Source organism: Filifactor sp. (genome assembly GCF_057248345.1).
In genome coordinates this window covers 1-24,969 of sequence record NZ_DBHIIC010000015.1, presented here as the reverse complement: position 1 = coordinate 24,969, position 24,969 = coordinate 1, and the positions used below count along the sequence as shown (strand labels likewise).

Sequence of the window (24,969 nt, the reverse complement as noted above, 5' to 3'; positions counted from 1 at the left end):
GGTTCACCGCCCTTCTAAATCATCTTTCTTTGTAATTGTTGTTTCATTTGTTTCAGCATTGTTGTAATACTTTGATCCAATTCCACATCATTCGATTTCAATTTCATTCCACCTATAATGTCAGGATCAACATGATTTATCAAATAAACCTCTTTTGCTTGCACCATTTTTTTCAGTTGTGATATCAAATTATCTTTTTGAGTCGAAGTCATCGGAATCGATGTAATTACTTCAAATTCTCTGATGTTTTCATCATGATAATATCGCTTTTTATAGGTGTCTTTAATGTCCTCTATCATAGCGATTCTTCCATTATCAATCAGTATTTTAATAAAGTTCAAGAGATACTCATGAAGTTTTCCTGAAAAAATCTCTGACAGTAAATTCTTCTTCTCTTCTTTTTTATAAAAATCACTTCTCAGAATATGATAAAAATCTTCGTTTTGTAAAAAGACATCTACAACCTTAGTTAACTGATCTAACAGTTCTTGCTCTATATGCTCCTCTTGTGCTATCTCATATAAAGAGTCAACATACCGATTGATTGCTATTTCCGCCATTGTGAATCACCTACATTTTGAATTAATTCATCAATCAATTCTTCCTGAATCTTCGGTTCTATATTCTTTTTGATTACCTTTTCTGCAATGAGGATGGCCATTTCCCCAATTTCATCTTTCATTCCATCCATCACTTTTTCTTTCTCTCTGAGGATGTCTTCTTCACTTTTCTTCTTAATAGATTCTGCTTCTATTCGGGCACTTTTCACAATATCATCATACTGAAGTTGTGCATTATGACGAGCTTCGAGAATTAAATTAGCACCCTCTTCTTTTGCATCTTTTATTTTTTCCTTATACTGCTCGTAAGTTTCATTTGCGAGTTCTTCAGTGCGTTTTGCAGAATCTAATTGTCCTTGTATACTCGCCGTTCTTTCATCCATCATTTTTTTAACCGGTTCAAACAAAAAATGTTTTAGTCCCAAATATAGAATGAATGTATTTAAGATTGTGAATAATACTTGCCATCCACCTAAACTTACCAGTCCATCTTTTATGAAATTCAAAAGCTTACCTCCTCTTCGTTTATTTGATTCTAAACTAAAAAATGATTAGCTTGTAAACGGTTTCACAAAGATCAATATTAAAGCAATAATAAGTCCATAAATACCTGTTGTTTCTGCAACAGCAGCTCCTAAAAGCATTGTTTTGATGATATCACCTTGTGCTTCGGGTTGTCTTCCTACAGCTTCAGCCCCCTTACCAGCCGCATAGCCTTGTCCAATTCCAGGGCCAATACCGGCAATCATTGCTAATCCTGCTCCAATAGCTGAACACGCATAAATTAAATCTTGTCCTGTAATTCCTTGCATTTCATTTTCCTCCTTAAAAATTAACTATTTGTTATAATTTATATCAATATAAGAATTATTATAATACGAAAATCTAAACTAAAGGGTTTGCAAGCAACAATATTAACGCAATAATCAACGCGAAAATAGAAGATGCTTGTGCAACCGCTTGACCGATAAACATCGCTTTCATAATCAGTTGCTGGTACTTCGGCCGTTTCCCACAAGCCTCAGTTGCCTTTCCTGCCGCATACCCTTGTCCTACAGCAGAACCGATACCGGCAATCATTGCAAATCCGGCACCTATCGCAGAAGCCATTAAAACAATCGCTTTCCCTTCCACTTTAATTAAGGGATTTCCATATAACAACAGTAGAGCTACTACCAAAGATAGGATACCTGATGTTTCTGCAACTGCTGATCCAAGCAACATCACCAATGTAACCTGTCTTTGACCATTGGGATTTTCTCCAACAGCCTCTGCACCTCTTCCGGCAGCATATCCTTGTCCAATTCCGGGACCAAGTCCTGCAATCATTGCCAAACCTACTCCTATTGCAGATGCCATTAATATAAGTGTATTCCCCTCAATTTTTACTAGAGGATTACCAAACAACAACATGAGTGCAATAATTAAAGATAAAATACCTGAGGTTTCTGCAACTGCTGAACCTAACAACATAACCAACGTTACTTGTTTCTGGCTACTTGGATTTTCTCCAACAGCTTGAGCAGCTTTTCCGGCTGCATAACCCTGCCCTATTCCCGGTCCAATTCCTGCAATCATCGCTAATCCAACGCCTATTGCAGATGCTGAAAAGATAAGTGCTCTTCTATCAAATGTCATTAACCAACTAAAAAACTGATTGATAAAGTCTGTTTGATTCAATATACATTCCACTCCTTTCTTAATGAGGATTAAAAAAATAATTCGAAAATATTATTCCATAGAACTGGAGATATATACCATCGTCAACATTCCAAAAATAAACGTTTGTAACAATCCGGCAAATACATCAAAATACATGTGGAGAATTACCGGAAAACCTAATTGTAAAATTGGTACATTCCAACCAAAGAGAATAGATGATAGGGATGATAATGCACCATAAACCAAACTCATAATAATCAATCCACCCACAAGGTTTCCAAAGAGACGAAAGGATAATGAAATAGGATTTGCAATTTCGCCAATAAGATTGATTGGTGTCAATAGAAAAAACGGTTCTGTAAATCCTTTCAAATAAGCCTTTATTCCCTTAGATTGAACTCCTTTAATGTGACACATAAAGAAAGTAATGAGCGCCAGTCCGAACGTAGTATTCAAATCAGCAGTAGGAGGTCTCATAAATCCTGTCAACCCACATAGATTTGCAGCTGCAATATAGAGCATCAAAGTTCCAATATACGGTGCAAAATAAATATGGTCTGCTCCCATGGTGCTTTCTACTAAAGAATACACACTTCCTACCAGCAGTTCAAGAATGTTTTGAACACCGGTTGGAACTTTTTTCAAATTCCTTGTTAATAAGTACGATGATAAGATTAAGATTCCTATGATAATCCAACTAACCACCAATGTCTCCGTGATTTTTAACCCAAAAGACGTTTCATAAAATATAAATGGCCCAAAACTATTTTCCATTTTTACTATTCCTCCTTCCCAACAAACATTATATAGAATCTCTAAAAATAAATTTTAGAAAATTGCTACCCAAAATGACTGCTTTCAAAAGAAACAAACCTATTATAACTCCAACTACATTTACATAAGGAGAGCGAGCGGACAAAAACAAAACAACAGTCACAGTCAAAAAGCGAATCCCATACTGAATGGTTCCATATCTTTTTGCTCTAGATTCTTCCATACATACTGCTTTTTCAAAACCAATCGCCATTTGTCTAAAGTTAAGCAGAGAAATAAAGGTCCCTAAGAATATACCGGGTATTATTTTGTTTCCGGAATTTGTAAAAAAAAAGACTACTACTGAAACCACAATCGCAAGCATAATAGTTTGAATGCCCAATTTCAACTGAAATTTCAATACGTCTTCTCTCAAAAAAATCACCTCTAATACTGTAAAATTTAGCCTAAAGCAAAGATATTGTAATTCACTATTTCGTAAATCGTCTCAACAACTTGTAAGTATTTAACACTCCTGCACACAATCCAATCAATAGAAAGAAAATCATCCAAGAATGAGAAAAACTGTAACGCTCCTCCAAATACTTTGACAGATAAATCATCATAAGGATCGGAAAAAGAAAAGACACTCCAAGTTGCGTCAAAAGAGAAAGTAGAGATAAAATTTCTTTTTTTATGCTATTCTTCATCTTTTCCTCCAGTCCAACAAAACTCTACTTCTATTTTGTTGTTACTCGTCATTTAGAAATATTTACGTATGGTAGTCATTATACTACACATTCACAAATATTTCTATCTACAAATATGTAAAAAAACAAAAATTTTAGAATATGTTACTTGCGCTCCTAATAAGATTGTTAGTATTTTCAGTTTATTTTATTTACAATAAGATTAAGTATTTTGAAAAATATACCCAATATAGGAATGGAAGTAATCTAACTATTCATAATACTAACTGTATCATACCATAAATTCAACAATAAAAAAAGTTTTTCTAACTGTTTGGAAATAAAAAAATCATCTGTTTCTCTATCCAAAAAATACCGGAACAATGTTGTTCTGTTCCGGTATTTCATATTAACAATATTAGTATTTAGAAATATAACATTTATATCTATCACTTGATTCTCTATAGCTTGCTGTTGCAATTTCTTTCATATCTTTGTTGCTATCTGTTTTAGAAGCTTGGAAAGATACTTCAATTTCATAGTCATAATATTTTTTCAAAGAATCTTTTACAACACTGATTACATTGTCTTTTGCTTCATCGGAGAACTCTTCTTCTAAATAACTGCTTCTTCTTCCTTTTAGTACATCGTTCCATTCAACAGAATCTAACTGTTCTCTCGCTGTCAATGTCAATTTCACACGATTCCCGCTGATTCTTACATCCGGATCAAAGGTCAAACGATTAGAATACTCACGAGTAGAGATTTTTACATTTTTCAAGTCACTGCTAATATCTCTTTCTAAAGTTCTTCTATCACCGGAGGATATATCTTTTAACAATTCCGTTCCGGAAGATTTTCCAGAAGAACTGCTTGATTTGCCGGAGGATGTTTTAGATTTCAATGCTTCGTTTTCTCTCTTTAAAATTATATTTTCATTGGTCAACTGTACTACTCTTTGATTCAATTGTGCAACTGCAACAGGATCTTCTGTTTGTTTCGCACGTACGGTTACAGTTTTGGTAGGTCCATCCCAACTGATATCAACCAAACCTAACTCACTTAGAGATCTTACAGACAAATAAGTGTATCCATCATCTGTTGCAAATGGTTTCAACGCTTGATTTTGTACCGTGTAAGGTGCTCCGTTAGCAATCATGTTAATCGCATAACTCACTTTTTTATTTTGAAACAGTCCTGCCCCAAACGAAAATGATGTCACTCCAATAACAGCTGCCATTGCTACGACTGCAATTTTTTCAAACTTCATAATAAAATCCCTCCTAATTTAATTTATGGCTGTTTGCCTATATCAATCATACAACAAATTTTTGAAAATGTGAATTACAGCAAAGTTACAATTAAGAAAAATATATCCCGTATTTTACAATATTTAAGTATAGAAATACACACAACTGTAAAAATAGACACATCATAAGACAACTGTGTTTAGTTATGATATAATAATGGGTAGTTTTTATTTTTTCAGTTTAACAAATTGAACGAACTTTCTATCTTCAAAATTTTGGAAGTTGATTTCGTTGCTATTTAAATAATATATAATAATGAAGTACAATAAGGAAGGGAAAATTGTGATTGTTTTAGGAATTGATCCGGGATATGCAATTGTCGGATATGGGATTCTAGAATACAACGGAACCTCATTTCGTGTCATTGATTATGGAAGTATTGAAACAGATGCAAAAGAACCGTTTGTAGATAGAATACAACAAATTTATAGAGGACTTTGCTTTTTAATCAAAAAATATCATGTTGAAGAAATTGCCATCGAAGAGTTGTTCTTTTTTAAAAATGCAAAGACAGTCATCGATGTTGCACAAGCTCGAGGAGTTATGTTACTTGCTGCTAAAGAGCACGATATTCCTGTTTATGAGTACACTCCATTACAAGTGAAACAGGGAATTTGTGGATATGGAAGAGCCCCCAAAGAACAAGTTCAAAATATGGTAAAAACAACATTGCGTTTAAAAGATGTACCGAAACCTGACGACACAGCAGATGCGTTAGCAATTGCTACAAACCATTGTCATACAAGTCGATTTTCAAAGTTGTTTCAAGTTTGATAGTAATACATTCTTCCCTTCATAAACTTACAACAAAGATTTCAAAAGACTTACTTATAGATACAAAAGGAGTATATTAAATGATAGGACTATTATATGGGGAAATTGAAGAGCTGACTTTAGACAGCATTTTGCTGGTTTGTAACGGAGTTGGATATGAAATTCAGGTTTCGAAAAATACACTGAAACATTGTAAACAACATTCAACTATCAAACTCTATACAAAAATGATTGTTCGAGAAGATAATATCTCTTTGGTAGGATTCTTTGAAAAATCAGAAAAGGAACTGTTTGAACAACTGACGTCCGTATCAAAAATCGGACCAAAAGTAGGATTGTCTATTCTATCAACTTATCAAGTCGATCAAATCAAATCTTATATTGTCACTGCAAATATTGAAAAACTTTCTAAAGTCTCCGGACTTGGAAAAAAAACGGCGGAACGAATTGTATTGGAATTAAAGGATAAAATTTCATATTTTGAAATTGAGAATAACATTATAGATACAGTAGCTCCTGTTAACCAAATAGAAGACGACACGATAGATGCGCTTGTAAGTTTGGGATTTTCTAAAAATGAATCTTACGATGCCGTTCAAAAAGTGAAACAGGAACATACAGTTCAATCTCTTGATGAACTGATTTCACTTTCACTTTCTAAGCTGAGTAAAGTTTAATAGAGTGTTGAAATAATAAAATAGAATGGAGACTTTTATGTTTGAAGATAATGAAAGATTGATTAGTTCGTCTTTTCAAACAAAAGATATTGAAACGGACTATTCACTACGACCACGTACATTAGATGAGTACATTGGTCAAGATAAAGTAAAATCACAACTGGATATTTTTATCCAAGCAGCTCGACTTCGCGGTGAATCATTAGACCATGTATTGCTTTACGGTCCTCCCGGACTTGGAAAAACAACTTTGTCTTATATCATTGCAAATGAAATGAGTTCCAATATCAAAATTACCTCAGGCCCTGCAATTGAAAAATCAGGAGATCTTGCTGCAATTTTGACAAATCTGTCTGACGGAGATGTACTGTTTATAGACGAAATTCATCGATTGAATCGCACTGTAGAAGAAATTTTATATCCTGCAATGGAAGATAGATGTCTTGATATCATTATAGGAAAAGGACCATCAGCACGTTCAATTCGAATTGATTTGCCGAAATTTACATTGATAGGTGCAACGACACGAAGCGGGATGTTAACTTCTCCTTTAAGAGATCGTTTCGGCGTCATCTTAAATTTAGAGTTGTACTCTACAAAAAATCTGAAAAAAATTATTTCTCGTTCTGCACAAATTTTAGAAATCTATATCGAAGAGCAGGCAGCTGAAGAAATCGCAAAACGCTCGAGAGGTACACCACGAATTGCAAACCGTCTATTGAAAAGAGTAAGGGATTATGCACAAGTAAAAGGAGATGGAAATATTTCTCTTGAAATCACACAAGAGGCTTTACTTGTTTTTGAAGTAGATGAACAAGGATTGGATGTTGTAGATAAAAAAATACTATGTAGTATTATACAGAAATTCTCGGGAGGACCTGTTGGAATTGAAACATTAACAGCCTCTATCGGAGAGGACAGAGAAACTGTAGAAGAAGTGTATGAACCTTACCTTATCCAAAAAGGTTTTTTAAATCGTACGCCTCGAGGGAGAATTGCTACAGAACAATCTTATCGTCATTTCGGTTTTGAAATATCTGATAAAAAATAGGAGATTATTATGAAACAAAGATACAGAATACTACTCATCTTGATGGTATTAGTGTTATGTAACGATACAGTAAGTTTTGCAAATAACAATTATGACAATGGTTATAAAGTTAGAATTGGATTGAAGTATGCATCCGGTGCTAAAAATAATTATTCTGTAAATATCGACCAAGTACAATTAAACCAAAACTCTGTTCCGATTTTTTCTTCTAATCGGACTGCTAATCGGGTAGAGCTCGGTTTTGTCACTCTTAACGGCTCGTATTCCACAGAAAAAGAAGCAGAGAAAGCCTCTTCTACAAGTTTTGCATGTTATTACAAGGATTCCTATTTTAGCGCAACTCAATCTAATAAAAACAATCTTTCTATCCCTGTAGTACTTGTAAAACAAAATGACTCCATTCTATTTGCCTTTGCTCCTAAACAAAACATTACTCTATCTTCTCCAAAAAATCGTTTTAAAATAGAGAAACAAGAGTATCGTGGAGAATTGGAACTTATATCAAACAACTCTTCTTTGACTGCAATCAACTATATAGGTCTACAAGATTACCTCTATGGTGTATTACCAAAAGAGATTCCTCCTGAGTGGGAAATGGATGCTCTTAAGGCACAGGCAATTTGTTCTCGAAACTTTACCATCACAAATATGGGTAAATTCAAAAAATATGGATTTGATTTGGATACCACAACTACCTCTCAGGTATACGGAGGAATTGCCGCTGAAGATCAAAGAACAAATCGTGCAGTAGATGACACAAACGGAGAACTCGGATACTACAATGGAGAAATCGCATCTCTCTTCTTCCATTCAGAAAGTGGTGGACAAACAGAGAGCAGTGAAAATATTTGGGGAATGACCAAACCTTATCTGGTAGGAGTAAACGATTCCTTTTCAAGCAACGGTTCTTATGCAACTTGGACCTATTCTATCAGCAAATCAAAACTCGAAGGAATCCTGTCTCGTTCCGGTCAATCTGTCGGAACAATTAAGCAAATCTCCATTGATGAAAGGACAGAAAATGGGCGTGTAAAAAAATTGACAATCTATGGCACATCAGGAAATAAAAGTTTTACAAAAGAATCTTTTAGAAGACTGATTGGAAACACTGCAATCAAAAGTATGTATTTTGATTTTGCAGACAATACAGCCTCACCAAGAACTTTATCGAATGATTTAGATGCTATTTTTGCAGATTTAAGTAACTTGTTAAACAAAAAATCATCCTCGCCAATATTCCTACCAAGCGGTCTGATACAAGTCACTTCATCTGACCCTATCGTGATTATAGGTCATGGTTTTGGACATGGTGTCGGGATGAGCCAATTCGGTGCAAATATTATAGCAAAAAATGGGAACAACTATCAAGACATTATCTCTTATTATTTTAAAGGTGTTATTGTAAAATAAGAAGCGAGTTTGTCATCCACTTAACTAAAGAAAGGATTTTTACCACATTGAACACAAAAGATTTTTATTATGATTTACCTGAAGAATGTATTGCTCAAGAACCACTTAAAGAAAGAGATTCTTCTAAATTGCTTATTTTGAACAAAACAACCGGGGAGATAGAACATAAGCATTTCAAAGACATTACACAATATCTCAAAAAAGGAGATGTGTTGGTTATGAATAACACTCGTGTATTACCGGCACGTCTTTTTGGAACAAAAGAAGATACCGGAGCAAATATTGAACTGCTCCTATTAAAAAGAATCGACTTGACTACATGGGAAGTCATGGCAAAACCGGCAAAACGCTTGAAAGTAGGAAATGTCATCTTTTTTCACCAAACACTTTCTGCTGTTGTAAAAGAAATAAAAGAAGAAGGAATTAGAATCATTGAATTCCTATATGATGGAGTATTTGAAGAGATACTTGATATGCTTGGTACAATGCCTCTTCCACCATATATTCACAAAAAATTGGAAGATAAAGAGCGATACCAAACCGTCTATTCCAAAGTAGACGGTTCCGCAGCAGCTCCAACAGCTGGATTGCATTTTACCAATGAACTTCTTGTAGAATTACAAAATATCGGTGTTCAATTAGAATATGTAACTCTTCATGTAGGACTTGGTACATTTCGTCCTGTTATGGTAGAAGATGTGACAAAACATCACATGCATACAGAGTACTATGAAATCAAAAAAGATGTTGCTGAACGAATCAATCAAGCAAAAGCCCAGAAAAGGCGTATTATCTGTGTGGGTACCACATCTGTTAGAACGTTAGAATCCTCTGCTTGCGACGGAAAAATTGCTGAACTTTCCGGTTGGACTGATATTTTCATCTATCCTCCCTACAGATTCCAAATGGCAGATGCCTTAATTACAAATTTTCATCTTCCGGAATCTACACTATTGATGCTTGTCAGCGCACTTGCAAACAAAGAATTTATTATGCACGCCTACAAAGCAGCGATTGAACAAAACTATCGTTTTTTCAGTTTTGGTGATGCAATGTTTATTCACAACTGAACACCTTACCTATTGATGAACTGATTCGGAGGAATTATGAACGCTATTAAATATGAATTGATTAAAGTATGTAAACAATCCGGTGCAAGACTAGGAAAACTTCATACCCCTCACGGTACAATAGATACTCCCATATTCATGCCTGTCGGGACACAAGCTACAGTCAAATCCATGACACCGGAAGAGCTGAAACAAATGGATGCTAAAATTATCCTATCCAACACCTATCACCTCTATTTAAGACCTGGACACCACCTTGTTGAAAAAGCCGGCGGATTACACAAATTTATGAATTGGGATCGAGCAATTTTAACAGATTCAGGAGGTTTTCAAGTATTTAGTTTAGGTGATTTAAGAAAAATAACTGAAGAAGGAGTTACCTTCCGTTCTCATTTAGATGGTAGCAAACATTTCCTCTCTCCTGAAAAAGTGATGGAGATTGAAAACGCGCTGGGAGCTGACATTATTATGTCATTTGATGAGTGTACACCTTATCCGGCCGATTACAACTATACCAAAAATTCTATGGAACGAACACTGAGATGGGCGGAAAGAGGAAAAAAAGCTCACCAAAAATCTGACATACAAGCATTATTCGGTATTGTTCAAGGTGGAATGTATAAAGACTTGAGATACGAATCTGCGATGAGAACACAAGAAATTGACTTTCCGGGATATTCCATCGGGGGTCTGTCCGTTGGTGAATCAAAAGGGATGATGAGAGATATTTTGGAACATACTGCTCCTCTCCTTCCTACAGACAAACCAAGATATTTGATGGGTGTAGGTTCTCCTGATGATTTGATTGACGGAGTAATTCGTGGTATCGATATGTTCGATTGTGTTCTTCCAACAAGAATCGCAAGAAACGGAACTGCCATGACAAGTCAAGGAAAAGTTGTGGTAAGAAATGCAACCTATGCAGAAGACTTTGAGCCGTTAGATTCACACTGTAGTTGTTACACATGTCAAAACTATTCTCGCGCATATATTCGTCACCTTGTAAAAACCAATGAAATATTAGGTGCACGGTTGATTACAACACATAACCTTCATTTTTTAGTTAACTTGATGAAACAGATTAGAGATGCAATTTCAGAAGACAGACTTCTTGATTTTAGAAAAGAATTTTTTGAAAATTACGGATATCAACAATAGACCTCTTTCTCTCAAATATACGGAGAAATGTTTGTCTTAGCTGATAAACTTTTTCTTTTTTACGTCAAACGATTATCTTCTAATCTCTCATCAAAAAGAGAGGAAACTATTATGAAAGCAACTAGAAACAAAACCATAGATTTAAGCATTGAAGAAGGAAGGAAATACTTAAATCGATGTATCACACTCGAACAAACTGCTCCTCTATCATCCATTTTAGATAAAACAATTTTGGGCGACACATTTGAAACGATACCATATCTTCCAAAACAGTTCGTTGATTTGCTTATTGTAGATCCTCCCTATAATATGGACAAAAATTTCAACGGTAAGCAATTCAAACAACTGAATGATACTGATTATAAAAACTATACGGAACAGTGGATTCAAAAAGTAATTCCACTCTTAAAAGATACCGCCAGTATTTACGTTTGTTGTGATTGGAAATCCAGTCTTATCATAGGAGACATACTCAAACAATACTTTTTCTTGCAAAATAGGATTACATGGCAGAGAGAAAAAGGTCGAGGTGCAATGTACAACTGGAAAAATGGAATGGAGGATATTTGGTTTGCAACAAAATCAAAAAACTTTACTTTTCATGTAGAGGATGTCAAAATCAGAAGAAGAGTTCTTGCACCTTATAGAAAAAATGGAACTCCAAAGGATTGGGAAGAAACGGAACAAGGGAAATTTCGAAATACTTATCCTTCTAATTTTTGGGATGACATTTCAATTCCTTATTGGTCAATGCCCGAAAATACTGCACATCCAACACAAAAACCTGAAAAACTTCTTGCTAAACTAATTCTTGCAAGTTCCAACCAAGGAGATGTTGTCTTTGATCCATTTTTAGGTTCCGGTTCCACTTCTGTTACTGCCAAAAAATTAAACCGCCACTTCGTAGGGATTGAACAGAATCCACAATACTGTGTTTGGACAGAAAAAAGACTGGAAATGGCTGAAGTCAACAATTGCATACAAGGATATACAGAAGGTGTATTTTGGGAGAGAAATACATTTAACATTCAAAAAAATAAATAAACTGTTCAAAGGGGACATAAAAAAGAGAAAGAGAAATTTATCTTTCTCTTTTTTGCATATAACTTACTTTTTTTATGTATACGATAGATAAACAATAACTACTCATTTCACGAATGAAACAATAATATTATATTTGCATTATTAGATCAGAGAGAACCATGTCAATTTCTACATAGAAATCAGATTACTCAGTTTCTTATTTTTGATGAGCCTGATACATCACCAATACAATCATCTAGTTTGATGATATTCTTATGTTGCTTTATTCAAATCAAACGATACCAAACCATTTGAATGTATGTTATTTTTTTCTATTCGTGCAATGCATCAACCTATTGAGATATCCATCTAAATAAAAATAATATTTGAATTTCATTACAAAGTATTGTATTATTTTTTTAGAAGTAATTATGTTAAAAACTTATTTAAAACAACATTTAGAGTTCTGTTTTTACAAGATTTCTTTTCTATTTTAAAAACATCACACATTAGGAGGTAATAAGAATGTCCATGCCACAACTTCTCTTTTACGGATTTCCTTTTTTTATGTTAGGAGTTTTCTATGTTCTTATCATTCGTCCACAACGAAAAAAAGATAAACAAATTCGTACCATGAGACAAAATCTTAAGGTAGGTGATAACATCACGACAATTGGCGGAATCAATGGTCGTATTGTAAAACTATCTGATACTACAGCAACTATTGAAGTCGGATCTGATCGTACTAAACTTTCCATAGAACGTTGGGGAATACGAAGAATAAATGAACAATAACATATAAAAAAATTTCTTTTAACATACCGAAATGACTAAGGAATTCAATTGATTTTTACCTTAAAATTAGGTATAATAAAGAAGTTATGGTTGGAAATATCTATTTTAGTAATAATGGATATTTCAATGTATTCTACAAAAATGTATTTCAGCAAAGGAGGTTTTTATCTTGATTAAAGAATATGGGACATTCAATCCCGATTTATCGCAACATTGTTTCATTGCAGGTAGTTCTGATGTGGTTGGAAATGTATCCATTGAAGATGACAGCAGTGTTTGGTTCCATGCGACGATTCGTGGTGACCTTGATTCCATCACTATTGGGAGTGGTACTTGTTTCCAAGAACAATCTGTTGTACATACCACAACGGGTTATCCTGTAGAGATTGGAAATAATGTCATTGTCGGCCATGGCGCAATTATACACGGTGCAAAAGTAAGAGATGGCTCGTTGATAGGAATGGGTAGTATTTTAATGAACGGCGCTGTTGTTGGCGAAGGCTCTATCATAGGTGCAGGAAGCTTGGTGACGGAACATACGATAATTCCTCCGGGCGTAGTAGCGTATGGAAATCCTTGTAAAGTTATTCGTAAGATTACTGAAGAGGAAAAAATAGATATTGAACTAAGCGCGAAAAGATATGTTGAATTATCAAAAGAATACATTAAATAAATTTTTAGGAGGAATATTATTATGAAACAAAGTAAGACAAAGAGTATGTCCATATTCTTTCTTGTTCTCTTACTGATTGCATCATTTGGCTTAGCTGCAATCAAAGGAGTTAATGTTGGCTCAAGGACATTTGGAGATGTGAAATCACAAATTCGTCAAGGTCTTGACCTAAAAGGCGGTTTCTATGTTGTATATGAAGCAGAAACCGATGCAACCGGAGATGAATTAAACCGTATTATGGACCAAACCATTGCAGTTTTTAGAAAAAGAGTCGATGCAATGGGGCTAACAGAACCTTCTATCGTACGTGAAGGCGAAAAAAGAGTTCGTATCGAACTTCCGGGTGTTAATAATGCGGAAGAAGCTATGGCTTCTATTGGTAAAACTGCACAATTGATGTTTGTAAAAGAAGATGGAAGTGTGGTATTAACCGGAAAAGAAGTAAAAGACTCTAAAGTTGCTGTTGATCCTAAAACACAAATTCCTGTTGTTACACTTGAATTTAATGATGAAGGTACAAAAGCTTTTGCACAAGCAACTGCTGAACTTGCTCCTACAAAAGGTAAGATTATGATTATTTTGGATGATCAACTAATCTCTGCACCATCTGTACAGAGTGTCATTCCAAATGGAAATGCAGAAATCAATGGAGACTTCACTTATGAAAGTGCAAGTACATTATCCAGCTTAATTCGCGGTGGTGCTTTGCCTGTAAACTTCAAAGAACTTGAAAGTTCCGTTACTACAGCTACACTTGGTGATAAAGCACTTCAAAACAGTATTAAAGGAGCTATTTTAGGAATTCTTTTAGTTATGTTGTTAATGCTTGTTGTATATCGTTTACCTGGATTGATTGCTGATATTGCACTAGTTGCATACATGTTAATCGTTGCATACACTTATGCTGCATTACACGCCACATTGACATTACCTGGAATTGCTGCGGCTATCCTATCAGTCGGCATGGCAGTAGATGCGAACGTTATTGTATTTGAAAGAATCAAAGAAGAAATGAGAAAAGGGAAATCCATTCGTGTATCTATCGAAAGCGGATTCTCTAAAGCACTTTCTACTATTTTAGACTCTCAAATCACAACTTTTATTGCCGGCGTTGTATTATACTACTTTGGTACCGGTCCTATTAAAGGGTTTGCATTAACATTGATGATAGGGATTCTTGCCTCTATTTTCACAGCAGTATTCATTACTAAACTATTGTTAAAATCATTCATCAATGCATTCCATATTACAAAGACAGAATATTTTGGTGTGACAGTAGGAATGGATAAAGAATCTAAAATCTTCGATTTTGTTGGTAAGAAAAAAATCTTCTTCTCTATATCGGCTCTTGTTATCGTAATTGGATTAGCAATGTCTACCTTCTCAGGATTGAACTATGGTATCGACTTTACAGGAGGTACTACAATGGGAATCAATCTTGGAAAGTATGTTGAAACAACAGAAATCAGACAAATCACTGATGAAATTGATTCAACTATGTCTATCACTTACTTGGGAGAAAACAAAGATTCGATTGAATTAAAAACAATCAAAGATTTGGATAATGCCGAACGTAAAGCAGTATTTGAGAAATTCAAAACAAAATATAACTTAACAGATGATGCATTCTACAAATCATCTCAATTTGGACCGACTGTAGGAAATGAAATTAAACATAAAGCATTTACATCTGTATTGATTGCAACCTTCTGTATGTTGTTATATGTTTCATTCCGTTTCGAATTAGCTTATGGAATCGCCGCAATCGTAGCATTGTTACACGATGTTTTGGTTGTGTTCGCAGTTTACGCATTATTTAGAATTCCTCTTAACTCACCGTTTGTAGCAGCAATGCTTACAGTAGTAGGTTACTCTATCAATGATACTATTGTTATCTTTGACCGTGTTCGTGAAGAATTAGGCGGTAGAAGAAGTAACTTGGAGGAAGTTGTAAATAAATCAATTTCACAAACATTAACACGTTCAATCAATACTTCATTAACAACACTGCTTGCAATTTTATCTCTATACATTATGGGTGTAGAATCCATTCGTGAATTCACACTTCCGTTGTTAGCAGGAATCACAGTAGGAACCTATTCTTCTGTTTGTATCGCAGGAAGTTTATGGGTTATCTTAACAAAGAAACTTAGAAGAGCATAAAATCAGAATAAAATAAAAAATCATTTTTATGACAATATAAAAGGAGTTCATGTTTTCTAAAAAAGAGGTAACATGAACTCCTTTTTTGTTACTGTATTTATCTCCATACTTCTTACTATGCATTTACAACTATTCAGTTTAGTCAAATTGCATTCTTAACATCCCATTTGTTACAATCAAATCATGATACAATCATATAGATTGACAAACATATCACACCAATATCAAAAATCATATCAATGGTATATTTCTTTCCTCTTTTTGCATAGCGATATTGATAAATCATATTCAAACTATAAGCAACAATCAGCACAACTCCTACTATTTTAGGCAAATATACATATACTACAGCATAATCAAACACACGATCAAGCAAAATAGACATTAATAGCAAAAAAGAAGAAACTCTGGACAAATAATCTAATTTCTTTTTTTCCAACAGCTTATCCTCCACCTCCTTCCAATACCAACCATTTTCAATTTACGATTTTATAATAGAAGTTACAGGATTTCCAGGTATTTCTACACTATGACTTCTATCTTCATAATTCGTGGGAAAAACTAATATGACTAACAACAACAAAATACTTAAAATTTTTACATTACCATTGTTATTTATAAACTCATCTCTTACTATTACTTATAAAATGCAATTGACTAAGCCTATAATCATAGTATCATTTTAGTTATCTCTATTCAAGGGTTAAAATAATATTTGTTAATTGATTTCTGTTGCTACGAAATTCAAATACTACCATGAATATAATGACGATAGGTATACGGCATTTGGCTAAACAATTTCTTCTAATACTATATATTAAATCAACAATTTAAAGGAATACTCAAACAAGGAAAACAAATAGTCATCCATTTGATTTTTGCAAGTCTTTACTATTTTTCAAGTTTATTTGAAAATGCACTTTTTTACATGATCAAAATTTTATCTTATCAGACACAATACAAAAGAAGCACCAAAACTGACATAAACAGTTTTGATGCTTTTTGTTGATTACATAATATTTATCAAATCTTTTTTCTCATCTTAGAAACGGTTCATTTGAACAATCTCATTAAATGTTTCTAATTGTGTTTTTACTTGTCCGAAGTCAACCATTTGTTGGTCATATCCCATTTTAATCAACGGAATTCCTTCTTTTTCGAATTCTTGTTTCAATGATGGGTATTCCATTTCTTCTGTATCATTGAAGTTCATCATAAATAGTAGACATCCATCAGCATCATTGTCTTTTACTAAATCTACTACATATCTTGGTCTCTTAAAGATATCAGGATCGTAAAGAATCGGATCTTCATCCATTCTTGCAAATTGATCCGCCAATGCCATCATCGGATCTTCTATTGTCATATCAATATCGATTTTTAGAGCTCTTGATTCATGTGCTACGTCATCTGCAACAACTGAAATTTTGTAATTATCAAATACTTCCAATAATCCAGGGTTATCTACAATAACACCGCTTGTTACTACTCTTGCGCCATCCCAATCTTCTTTTGGCATAGCTTCCAATTTATCATTTAACTCTTTCAACAGTGCATTGTTTTCTTCCTTTAACATGAAGTATCCACTTTTTAAAACATGGCAACGATCAGATGCTTTTACTGTTTGTGGGTGATCAGCAGCTAATTTGATAAATCTTCTTTTTTCTGCTCTATTTTCGTTGTAGATTTCAAAACTTTTCTTTAAGCTTTCATCTGTAATTGTTACATCACAAATTTTTTCCAATTCTTTTCTGGCATTATCAAATATTTTTGCATTGTATTTTTTTCCAAATTCTTCTTTTCTGTGTTGTCCATGATTTAAGAATACCATTGGAATCTTACGTCCGGCACTTACCTTATAGTTTTGAGAAAAAGGTCTCAAAGTATCATCTAATGTTGTAATCATTGATGCGGAAAGACCGTCCAATGTTCCGTCCAATGCCATTTCTAAGCATCTAAGTGCCAATGAATAATAGAAAGTTGGAAAATATTCTTTTGCTTTTTCAATAGGACCTTGTCCTCCCCATACTCCAAAAGGAACTAATCCACCTGCGTGTGCAATTTCTTCCGGTGCATAATATGGAAAAATACCTACTGCCTTTTTTCCTTCTGCCAAATATTTATCCAGTTGTTTTCTTGGATTGTTGGCATAGTATTTGAATTGATCTAATAATTCTCTTACTTCGCTCATCTCTTTATCCTCCTATTCAATTGTTGTTTTTGACCAGTCAGTTTCTTTTGTGTTCTCAAAGTTTGTATAAACTTCTTCACCATTTTCCATACGTACTGCTTTTCTTTCGTCCATAATCTCTACTAAACCTTGTACTCTTGTATTGTATTGTTCTGTAGAGAAGTTTCTCTCATCTGCTTGGTCTCCGTCAAAGTGAACAACAGGAATTCCTAAGTCTTCTTTCCATCTTCTTTCTATTTCCGGCATTGCACCACTCCATGGTTTACAGCTACGGTTGTAGTTTACTAACGCCCCACTGATTCCGTTTTCTTTTGCCATAGTTTCACGCCATTCAACACCTGTTTCAATACATACAGAACATGGTGCTTTACAGTACGCCGCTGCCATTTCACGAATATTTTCGTATTTGAATCCGAATGCAGGTGCATATACAACTGCAGTTACGTTAACTCCATTATTCTTCAATGGTTCAAACAAAGGTCTAAGTCCCGGCCAACATGGAATTCCTTCAAATAGAATTCTGTGTTCTTCAGGATATTCCCATGTTGAAGTACCATCTTTAATTGATTGTTCGAATTCTTGAGCAAGTAATTCAAAACCAAGTGCAGCTTCTTCTTCACAACGAGCAGCTACGATATCAGCCATGTGATTGAACAAGTCAAAACCGCTCAATGGAGATGGTTTATATGCCATATAATTACAAGATTTTAGCCATGCTGAAGCAGTTCTGTTTGCTCTTGCACAAGCATCTTCGAATTTCTTTTCATCAAATTTTTTGCCTGTCAATTCTTCCAATTGTTTAATAGCATGGTCGAATTGTCCAATTAAGTAATCTACTTTTTCTTCCGGTGTATCTACTGTATTTGAAAATGGAATATCAATCATAATCAATGGAATATTGTGCATACGAGCAATATTTTCATACCATTTTGTCATCATATTACAGATATTGTTACAGCAAAGCAAAAAGTCAGGTTGTGGCATTTTACGAGCATCTGTAGGTTCTCCTGCAGCAAACGCCAAACTGATTCTTGCGTATCCACAAATATCATTATCATATCCCATATCTTCTGCTGCTTGACAAAGTCTCAATCCATCTTTCTTCGCTGCTGTAGTAGCTGCATGGTTTTCAGGATATACAACATTCAAATCAAATGCTTTTGCTAACTCAATTGGGAATTTAGATGAACTCCAACCAACCAATTCACCTCTTTTTTTTGCTTCCCAAGCCTTTCCATATACCATATCTACTACACCTCTCAAAACTGCAGCAGCCGGTTTATGTCCTTCAATCGGTCTTGGTTTTTTTCCCGGAATTTTTTCTAATACTTTACTAGCCATTGTTTACCTCCCCCTAATTTTTTAAATACTTTCTTAAATTGTAAAATCTATACTATAGCAATTAGTTGCTTATTTTTCACCCTTACGTAAAGCTGCTTGATATTTTTGATAAGCAAATAATGCGGCACCTAAAGCACCATTTAATTGGCAATATTGACTTGTTTGAATCTTATGACCAATATTTTTTTCTAATGCTCTAATCATACCTTTGTTTAAAGCAACTCCACCGGTCATTACAACATCGTCTTGAATTCCTACACGTTTTGCCAAACTACCTACACGACTTGCGATAGAAGTGTGGATTCCTTTTACAATGTCTTCAATTTTTGTTCCTTTTGCTAATTGAGAAATAACTTCTGATTCGGCAAAAACTGTACATGTAGAACTGATAGTAACATCTTTTGTAGATTTTTCATCCAAACTTTGTAAGTCCCCTACTTCAACTTCAAGAACTTTCGCTATAACATCCAAAAATCGTCCTGTTCCGGCAGCACATTTATCATTCATTACAAAGTTATCTAACATACCGTTCTCTCCAATTTTTAGAGCTTTCGCATCTTGTCCTCCTATATCGATAATAGTATGAACCCTTGGAAATAAAAAGTAAGCTCCTCTTGCGTGGCAAGAAAGCTCTGACATTTGGAAATCTGCTTCTTCTAAAGAGTTTCTACCATATCCTGTACCTACAATATACTGAATATCATCTCTCGTTAATCCACACTTTTCCAAAACGCCATTAATTGCACGAGAAGGTCCGGAAGTTCCGGCTCCTACATCAATTGTAATGTGGTCTAAAATTTTTTTACCACCTTCTAAAATAATAGCCTTGGAAGCTGTCGAGCCTATGTCAACTCCCATAGTATAAACTGTATCCCCCATATTCCACTCCTTAAATTAATGATACATAAAACATATTACCTTCTAAAGATACCCTATATCACAAAAAATAAACTATCTTAAGTTACGAATATCATTTAAAAAGGTATATCCCTCACCTATTTATGTTATCACAAATACAGTCTTGTTTCAACCAAATCAGAGATTCTATCTTCTGTTTTTTGTAAACTATTCAATATAATATATGTTTCTTAATATGTAGTTTGTCCATACACAAGATGATGATCTGGAAAATTTTGATAAACACAAATTTTGTCCTGTATCTTTCGACACAGGACAAATTTGTAGAATATGAAGTTAATTCTTTATTTTGTAAAAGTTTCAAAATCACGCATTACACGTGGTGTCAACATTTGATGCATTGCACAAATAGATCTTGGATTTTGATAAGATGCATTTGTAAAAGCATGGATATAATTTCTTAACATTGTCATATCAACAATTTCATCAACCATACCATGTTGTGCACAGAAGCTTGGTCTTGATTTTGCTGTATAAGATTCAATCAATTCATTCATTTTTTGAATTGTTCCATCCAATGGTTCTCCCGCTTTATAGTCTTTCACCAAACGTCTGGAGAACATCGCAACAGATGCTGTTTCACCTGACATTACATAAATTTCTGTAGCCGCTGTTCCCAAGGAGAATGCATTAGTGTTGTTTCCTTGAGGTCCACCAAGTACATAGTGAGCTGCTGCTGTACCTTTACGTAATGTAATTTCCATTTGTGGAATTCCGGAGTTTTCGATAGAGTAAATCAAAGATTGTCCTAATCCTAACAATTCTGCTCTTTCTGCGTCGTCTCCAACATCTATTCCGGTTGTATCTTGAATCCAAACCATAGGAACTCTATCTCTTGCACAAAGTGTAACGAATTCATTCATTTTAATCAAACCTTGACGATAAAGTTTTCCACCCATACCAACAGAGTTTTCTTTGTATTCAGGATAGTTCATCAAAAGTCCTTGTGCATTGGCAACAACCCCCACCAACAATCCGTCCATCTTAGCAAATCCTGTAATCATTTCAGGACCATATCCTTTTTTGAATTCCATGAATTCACTGTTGTCAAAGATTCTTCCAAGCACATCATACATATTGTATGCTCTTTTTGGATTCATTGGAACAATGCTGTATAATTCTTCAGGATCAAATTGTGGTGGTTTTGGATCATCTACACGGAAGAATTCTAAATCGTAAGCAGGTTGGTAGCTCATGTATTTACGAATTCCTGCAATTACGCCCTCTTCTTCTTCATATACTTCTCTAAAGAATCCGGTTTCAGCATAGTGAACACCAACTGCTCCAGGAGGCGCTTGTTTTACAGCATTCAAGTTAGATTGAATAATTTGTTCAGCACCTTCTTGATCGATGTATCCTTTTGGGTTCATACCTCCTAAGATTCCTGCTCCACCTACAGCCATATTTGCATCTTGATGAGCAATTAGGATTGTTGGACTGATACTGTGGTATCCACCACCGGCAGGGTTAGTTCCGTAAATACCTACGATTACCGGAATACCCATTTGTTGTAATTCTGCATTTCTATAGAATGGTGTACCACCACCACGACGGTTAGCATACACTTTTTCTTGTTCATCCAATTTTACACCACTACAGTTTAGAACATATACCAATGGAATGCCTAAAATTTTTGCAGTGTCAGATGCACGAAGAAGATTTTCAGCTTGTCCAGGAATCCAAGCTCCGGCTAATTTTTTATTGTCGGATGCAACAACAACTGCCCATCTTCCTTCAATTCTAGCTAAACCTTTAATGATAGCTGTAGAATGATGTTTATTTCCAGCTGGATCAAACAAGCTGTTTAATGGACACCATGTTCCTTCATCTATCAACATTTCAATTCTTTGCATAGCAGTCAATTGACCTGATTCATTTAAAGACTCATCAGACCGACCTGCGGATTGTGCTTCAAAAATAAGGTTTCTGATTTCTTCTTCTACCGCTCTTACTAATTCTTCATTTTCAGCATTTGGAGCTACTAGTGGTTTCCCAACTATAGGCATTTGTTGAAAATATGATCTCATTGAATATTCTCCCATGTTATACTCCTTTTAAAATTTTTTATATACTTAATGCTATTTTTATTCTTCTACAGGAACTTTAATAAATGCTTGTCCAGGGTCAATGTCTTCTCGAATCATACGAATAACATCTTCATCCGGAGCATCCAATAATACAGCTCTTGATACATCAATATCAAATCCTGTATTTTCAATTACATCTTCCGGAGAAGAAGTTGGATAATATCCTGCTAGATACATACGTTTTGTTTCTTCATCAAATTTCAAAACGCCGCGGTCTGTAACAACTGCAATTGGTCCTCTGTTTGAAGGAAGTCCTAATTTAGCACGTCCGTCCGGTCCATCAATCCAACCTGGGCTTGTTACATAGTCAATTTTGTCAATGAAACGACGTTTTTCATGTTGCATCATGATAACAGTATTTACAAATGTAGCAATACCGTTTGCTCCACCACTACCTGTAAATCTTGTTTTTGGATTGTGGTAATCTCCAATACATGTAGAGTTTACGTTTCCGTATGGATCGATTTGTGCTCCTCCGATGAAAGCAATCATTCTGTTTTCATCATGTAACCATTCATTTGTTTCAAATCCGATGAAACGAACATTTGGCCATTGCACAGCGCAGTGTGCCATCAAACGGTTATCTCCAACACTTCTTGGAACTTCGATTGGTGCACAATCCATCAATCCACTTTCCACAATCAAATTACAGTTTGGAGCAAAGCATCTTTTTGCAAGGGAAGCTCCAATCAATGGAAGTCCTGTTCCAACAATAACAATTTGCCCGTCTTCAATTGTTTTTGCAATTGTTACTGCTTGCATTTCTTTATTTGTATAATTTTTGTAGTTCGCCATTTTTATGTCCTCCTTACTTATTCAAGTTTTCTGAATATCCAAGTCCCGGAGTATTTATCAAACCAATCAAACGGGATGCACCTAATTTATCCAAGTATTCTTCATGAGTTTTTACTCCATATACCCATTCATCAACGAATGCTTTGAAGTCTTCATCAGTCTTACTTGCTTTATCGTATGCAATATAATAGTTTTTATCATAGTCATAGTAGTTATAACATTGAGAAGGGTGTGCTCCCTTTGGTGCATGAACAACAGCATCTACAACAAAACATGGAATGGAGTTAGCAGAAGGATTTTTTCTGATTTCTTCATTGCTTACCAACTCTTCACATGTAACGATACAATGTTTTGCAGCAATTGCAATATCGATATCGTGGAATTCATCTCCTTCAATAGAGCAAGTTCCGTCCGGAGATGCTTTTTGAACGTGAATAATTGCTGTATCAATTTCCGGAACCGGGACAGCTACTACTTTTTCACCTTTTTTGAATGGGTTTTCTACATAAACAAATTTATCATCTGGCAATTTTTCAATCGCTTCTCTTTGTTCTTTGCTGATTCCCCACATATCTGTCAAACTTGATCCCATCATCAAACGAACCGGTAAATATGGTAGTCCCAAAGATGCAGCATGTAACATTAACATTACAACGTCTTGAGAGTAGTCTTCCATAAGAATTTCGCCTTTTTCAACTGCTTTTCTAAATCTTCTGGATACATTTGTATATCCTGAGTTAGCTGTATAACAGTTAATATATGCCTTTACTCTTCCTTCTCCAATTAATAAGTCCCAGTCTCCACCTGCCGGACCTGCTTCAACAATAAAATCTTTTTGTCCTTGACGTAAAATTTCATGTACCGCAGCAAATGGTTTTCTATTAGTTGTGAATCCACCAAATGAAATATGGTCGCCACTGTGTACAAATTTTTCGATTGCATCATGTAGTGTATATACCTTATTCAATGAAAAAACCTCCTTTAAGATATTTAATATAATAAAATGATTATTAATGTGTTCCTGTCAATCATGTCAATTGACTTTTTATGTAGCAAAAGATTTTCTTCTGCTATCTTCGATGATATACAATATCATCTGTTTATACATATAGCAAGAGAGTATCAATCACTCTCTCGCTATACATTAAACTCTTATTCAAATAGTTTCTAACCGAACACTAGCAAGAAGAATCCGGCTGCTACTGCAGATCCGATAACTCCGGCAACGTTTGGTCCCATCGCATGCATCAACAAGAAGTTTGTTGGATTTGCTTTCGCACCTTCCACTTGTGATACACGAGCTGCCATTGGTACAGCAGATACTCCGGCAGAACCAATCAATGGATTGATTTTTCCACCTGTAAGTGCACAAAGCAATTTTCCTAGCAAAAGTCCCCCTACAGTAGAGAAAGCAAATGCAAATAATCCCATTGCTATAATTGCAAGTGTTTCCAAACGAAGGAACAATTCTCCGTTTGCTGTTGCTCCAACTGTAACACCAAGCATGATAGTTACAATGTTAATTAAGGCATTTTGTGCAGTATCAGATAATCTTGCTACTACACCGGATTCTCTAAATAAGTTACCTAACATAAGCATACCAAGAAGTGGAGCTACAGATGGTAACAATAAAGAACAGAATAGAACTACCACAATTGGGAAAATGATTTTTTCCACTTTAGAAACTTTTCTCAATTGTCCCATTTTGATTTTTCTTTCTTTTTCTGTTGTTAATAACTTCATAATTGGAGGTTGAATCATAGGAATCAATGCCATATAAGAATATGCAGCTACAGCGATTGGAGCCATCAAATGTGGCGCCAATGAGTTTGCAAGGAAGATAGAGGTTGGGCCGTCTGCTCCTCCGAT

General features: G+C 34.8%; 26 protein-coding genes. 10 read left to right on the top strand and 16 right to left on the bottom strand.

Annotated features, from left to right (window positions below; genetic code table 11):
• Positions 1–14 precede the first annotated feature (14 nt).
• The 8 genes from atpH to ACO5GE_RS04355 form a co-directional block, all read right to left on the bottom strand.
• A complete protein-coding gene (atpH, locus tag ACO5GE_RS04390) occupies positions 15–560 on the bottom strand; it encodes an ATP synthase F1 subunit delta (RefSeq protein ID WP_484829717.1) in 546 nt (181 codons plus the stop codon).
• On the bottom strand, positions 548–1,066 hold the full coding sequence (gene atpF / locus ACO5GE_RS04385; protein ID WP_484829716.1) for a F0F1 ATP synthase subunit B: 519 nt from the start codon (positions 1,064–1,066) through the stop codon (positions 548–550). Before atpF ends, atpH begins: the two co-directional genes overlap by 13 nt.
• 45 nt (positions 1,067–1,111) lie before the next feature.
• Positions 1,112–1,372, bottom strand: coding sequence for an ATP synthase F0 subunit C (gene atpE / locus ACO5GE_RS04380; RefSeq protein WP_041250797.1), 261 nt, complete (start codon positions 1,370–1,372; stop codon positions 1,112–1,114).
• 73 nt (positions 1,373–1,445) lie between these two features.
• Positions 1,446–2,240, bottom strand: coding sequence for an ATP synthase F0 subunit C (gene atpE / locus ACO5GE_RS04375; RefSeq protein ID WP_484829715.1), 795 nt, complete (start codon positions 2,238–2,240; stop codon positions 1,446–1,448).
• Between the two features lie 51 nt (positions 2,241–2,291).
• On the bottom strand, positions 2,292–2,996 hold the full coding sequence (atpB, locus tag ACO5GE_RS04370; RefSeq protein WP_484829714.1) for a F0F1 ATP synthase subunit A: 705 nt from the start codon (positions 2,994–2,996) through the stop codon (positions 2,292–2,294).
• A 28-nt stretch (positions 2,997–3,024) separates the two neighbouring features.
• Positions 3,025–3,411, bottom strand: a complete 387-nt coding sequence (locus ACO5GE_RS04365; RefSeq protein WP_484829713.1) for an ATP synthase subunit I — start codon at positions 3,409–3,411, stop codon at positions 3,025–3,027.
• Between the two features lie 55 nt (positions 3,412–3,466).
• Complete coding sequence (locus ACO5GE_RS04360; protein WP_484829712.1) at positions 3,467–3,685, bottom strand: AtpZ/AtpI family protein; 219 nt, start codon at positions 3,683–3,685, stop codon at positions 3,467–3,469.
• 397 nt (positions 3,686–4,082) lie between these two features.
• Positions 4,083–4,934 carry a stalk domain-containing protein gene (locus tag ACO5GE_RS04355; protein ID WP_484829711.1) on the bottom strand — a complete coding sequence of 284 codons (852 nt, stop codon included), beginning with the start codon at positions 4,932–4,934 and terminating at the stop codon, positions 4,083–4,085.
• 322 nt (positions 4,935–5,256) lie between these two features.
• Between ACO5GE_RS04355 and ruvC the strand changes: the two genes are divergently transcribed.
• The 10 genes from ruvC (at position 5,257) to secD (ending at position 15,768) form a co-directional block, all read left to right on the top strand.
• A complete protein-coding gene (gene ruvC, locus ACO5GE_RS04350; protein ID WP_484829710.1) occupies positions 5,257–5,748 on the top strand; it encodes a crossover junction endodeoxyribonuclease RuvC in 492 nt (163 codons plus the stop codon).
• A gap of 80 nt (positions 5,749–5,828) precedes the next feature.
• Complete coding sequence (ruvA, locus tag ACO5GE_RS04345) at positions 5,829–6,425, top strand: Holliday junction branch migration protein RuvA (protein WP_484829709.1); 597 nt, start codon at positions 5,829–5,831, stop codon at positions 6,423–6,425.
• A gap of 37 nt (positions 6,426–6,462) precedes the next feature.
• On the top strand, positions 6,463–7,476 hold the full coding sequence (gene ruvB / locus ACO5GE_RS04340) for a Holliday junction branch migration DNA helicase RuvB (RefSeq protein ID WP_484829708.1): 1,014 nt from the start codon (positions 6,463–6,465) through the stop codon (positions 7,474–7,476).
• Positions 7,477–7,485: 9 nt separating this feature from the next.
• A complete protein-coding gene (locus tag ACO5GE_RS04335) occupies positions 7,486–8,886 on the top strand; it encodes a SpoIID/LytB domain-containing protein (protein ID WP_484829707.1) in 1,401 nt (466 codons plus the stop codon).
• 47 nt (positions 8,887–8,933) lie between these two features.
• Positions 8,934–9,956 carry a tRNA preQ1(34) S-adenosylmethionine ribosyltransferase-isomerase QueA gene (gene queA / locus ACO5GE_RS04330; RefSeq protein WP_484829706.1) on the top strand — a complete coding sequence of 341 codons (1,023 nt, stop codon included), beginning with the start codon at positions 8,934–8,936 and terminating at the stop codon, positions 9,954–9,956.
• Between the two features lie 36 nt (positions 9,957–9,992).
• Positions 9,993–11,114 (top strand): tRNA guanosine(34) transglycosylase Tgt, encoded by a 1,122-nt coding sequence (tgt, locus tag ACO5GE_RS04325; RefSeq protein WP_484829705.1) that lies wholly within the window; start codon positions 9,993–9,995, stop codon positions 11,112–11,114.
• A gap of 111 nt (positions 11,115–11,225) precedes the next feature.
• Entirely contained in the window at positions 11,226–12,158 is a 933-nt protein-coding gene (locus tag ACO5GE_RS04320; protein WP_484829704.1) for a DNA-methyltransferase, read from the top strand.
• A 504-nt stretch (positions 12,159–12,662) separates the two neighbouring features.
• Positions 12,663–12,932: a preprotein translocase subunit YajC gene (yajC, locus tag ACO5GE_RS04315; protein WP_484829703.1), complete on the top strand. Its 270-nt coding sequence runs from the start codon at positions 12,663–12,665 to the stop codon at positions 12,930–12,932.
• 169 nt (positions 12,933–13,101) lie between these two features.
• Positions 13,102–13,605: a gamma carbonic anhydrase family protein gene (locus tag ACO5GE_RS04310; RefSeq protein WP_484829702.1), complete on the top strand. Its 504-nt coding sequence runs from the start codon at positions 13,102–13,104 to the stop codon at positions 13,603–13,605.
• A gap of 21 nt (positions 13,606–13,626) precedes the next feature.
• Positions 13,627–15,768: a protein translocase subunit SecD gene (gene secD, locus ACO5GE_RS04305; RefSeq protein WP_484829701.1), complete on the top strand. Its 2,142-nt coding sequence runs from the start codon at positions 13,627–13,629 to the stop codon at positions 15,766–15,768.
• A 181-nt stretch (positions 15,769–15,949) separates the two neighbouring features.
• Here the strand turns inward: secD and ACO5GE_RS04300 are convergent, their stop codons facing one another.
• The 8 genes from ACO5GE_RS04300 to ACO5GE_RS04265 form a co-directional block, all read right to left on the bottom strand.
• Complete coding sequence (locus tag ACO5GE_RS04300; RefSeq protein WP_484829700.1) at positions 15,950–16,207, bottom strand: hypothetical protein; 258 nt, start codon at positions 16,205–16,207, stop codon at positions 15,950–15,952.
• Positions 16,208–16,810: 603 nt separating this feature from the next.
• Positions 16,811–17,959 (bottom strand): 2-hydroxyacyl-CoA dehydratase subunit D, encoded by a 1,149-nt coding sequence (locus ACO5GE_RS04295; RefSeq protein ID WP_484829699.1) that lies wholly within the window; start codon positions 17,957–17,959, stop codon positions 16,811–16,813.
• Between the two features lie 12 nt (positions 17,960–17,971).
• Positions 17,972–19,300, bottom strand: coding sequence for a 2-hydroxyacyl-CoA dehydratase subunit D (locus ACO5GE_RS04290; RefSeq protein ID WP_484829698.1), 1,329 nt, complete (start codon positions 19,298–19,300; stop codon positions 17,972–17,974).
• Positions 19,301–19,369: 69 nt separating this feature from the next.
• Positions 19,370–20,179 (bottom strand): acyl-CoA dehydratase activase, encoded by an 810-nt coding sequence (locus tag ACO5GE_RS04285; protein ID WP_484829697.1) that lies wholly within the window; start codon positions 20,177–20,179, stop codon positions 19,370–19,372.
• Between the two features lie 323 nt (positions 20,180–20,502).
• Positions 20,503–22,245, bottom strand: coding sequence for an acyl-CoA carboxylase subunit beta (locus tag ACO5GE_RS04280; RefSeq protein WP_484829696.1), 1,743 nt, complete (start codon positions 22,243–22,245; stop codon positions 20,503–20,505).
• A 57-nt stretch (positions 22,246–22,302) separates the two neighbouring features.
• A complete protein-coding gene (gene gctB, locus ACO5GE_RS04275; RefSeq protein ID WP_484829695.1) occupies positions 22,303–23,100 on the bottom strand; it encodes a glutaconate CoA-transferase subunit B in 798 nt (265 codons plus the stop codon).
• Positions 23,101–23,113: 13 nt separating this feature from the next.
• Positions 23,114–24,067, bottom strand: coding sequence for a glutaconate CoA-transferase subunit A (gene gctA / locus ACO5GE_RS04270; RefSeq protein WP_484829694.1), 954 nt, complete (start codon positions 24,065–24,067; stop codon positions 23,114–23,116).
• A gap of 200 nt (positions 24,068–24,267) precedes the next feature.
• On the bottom strand, positions 24,268–24,969 hold a 702-nt coding region (locus ACO5GE_RS04265; protein WP_484829693.1), incomplete at its 5' end, for a sodium ion-translocating decarboxylase subunit beta.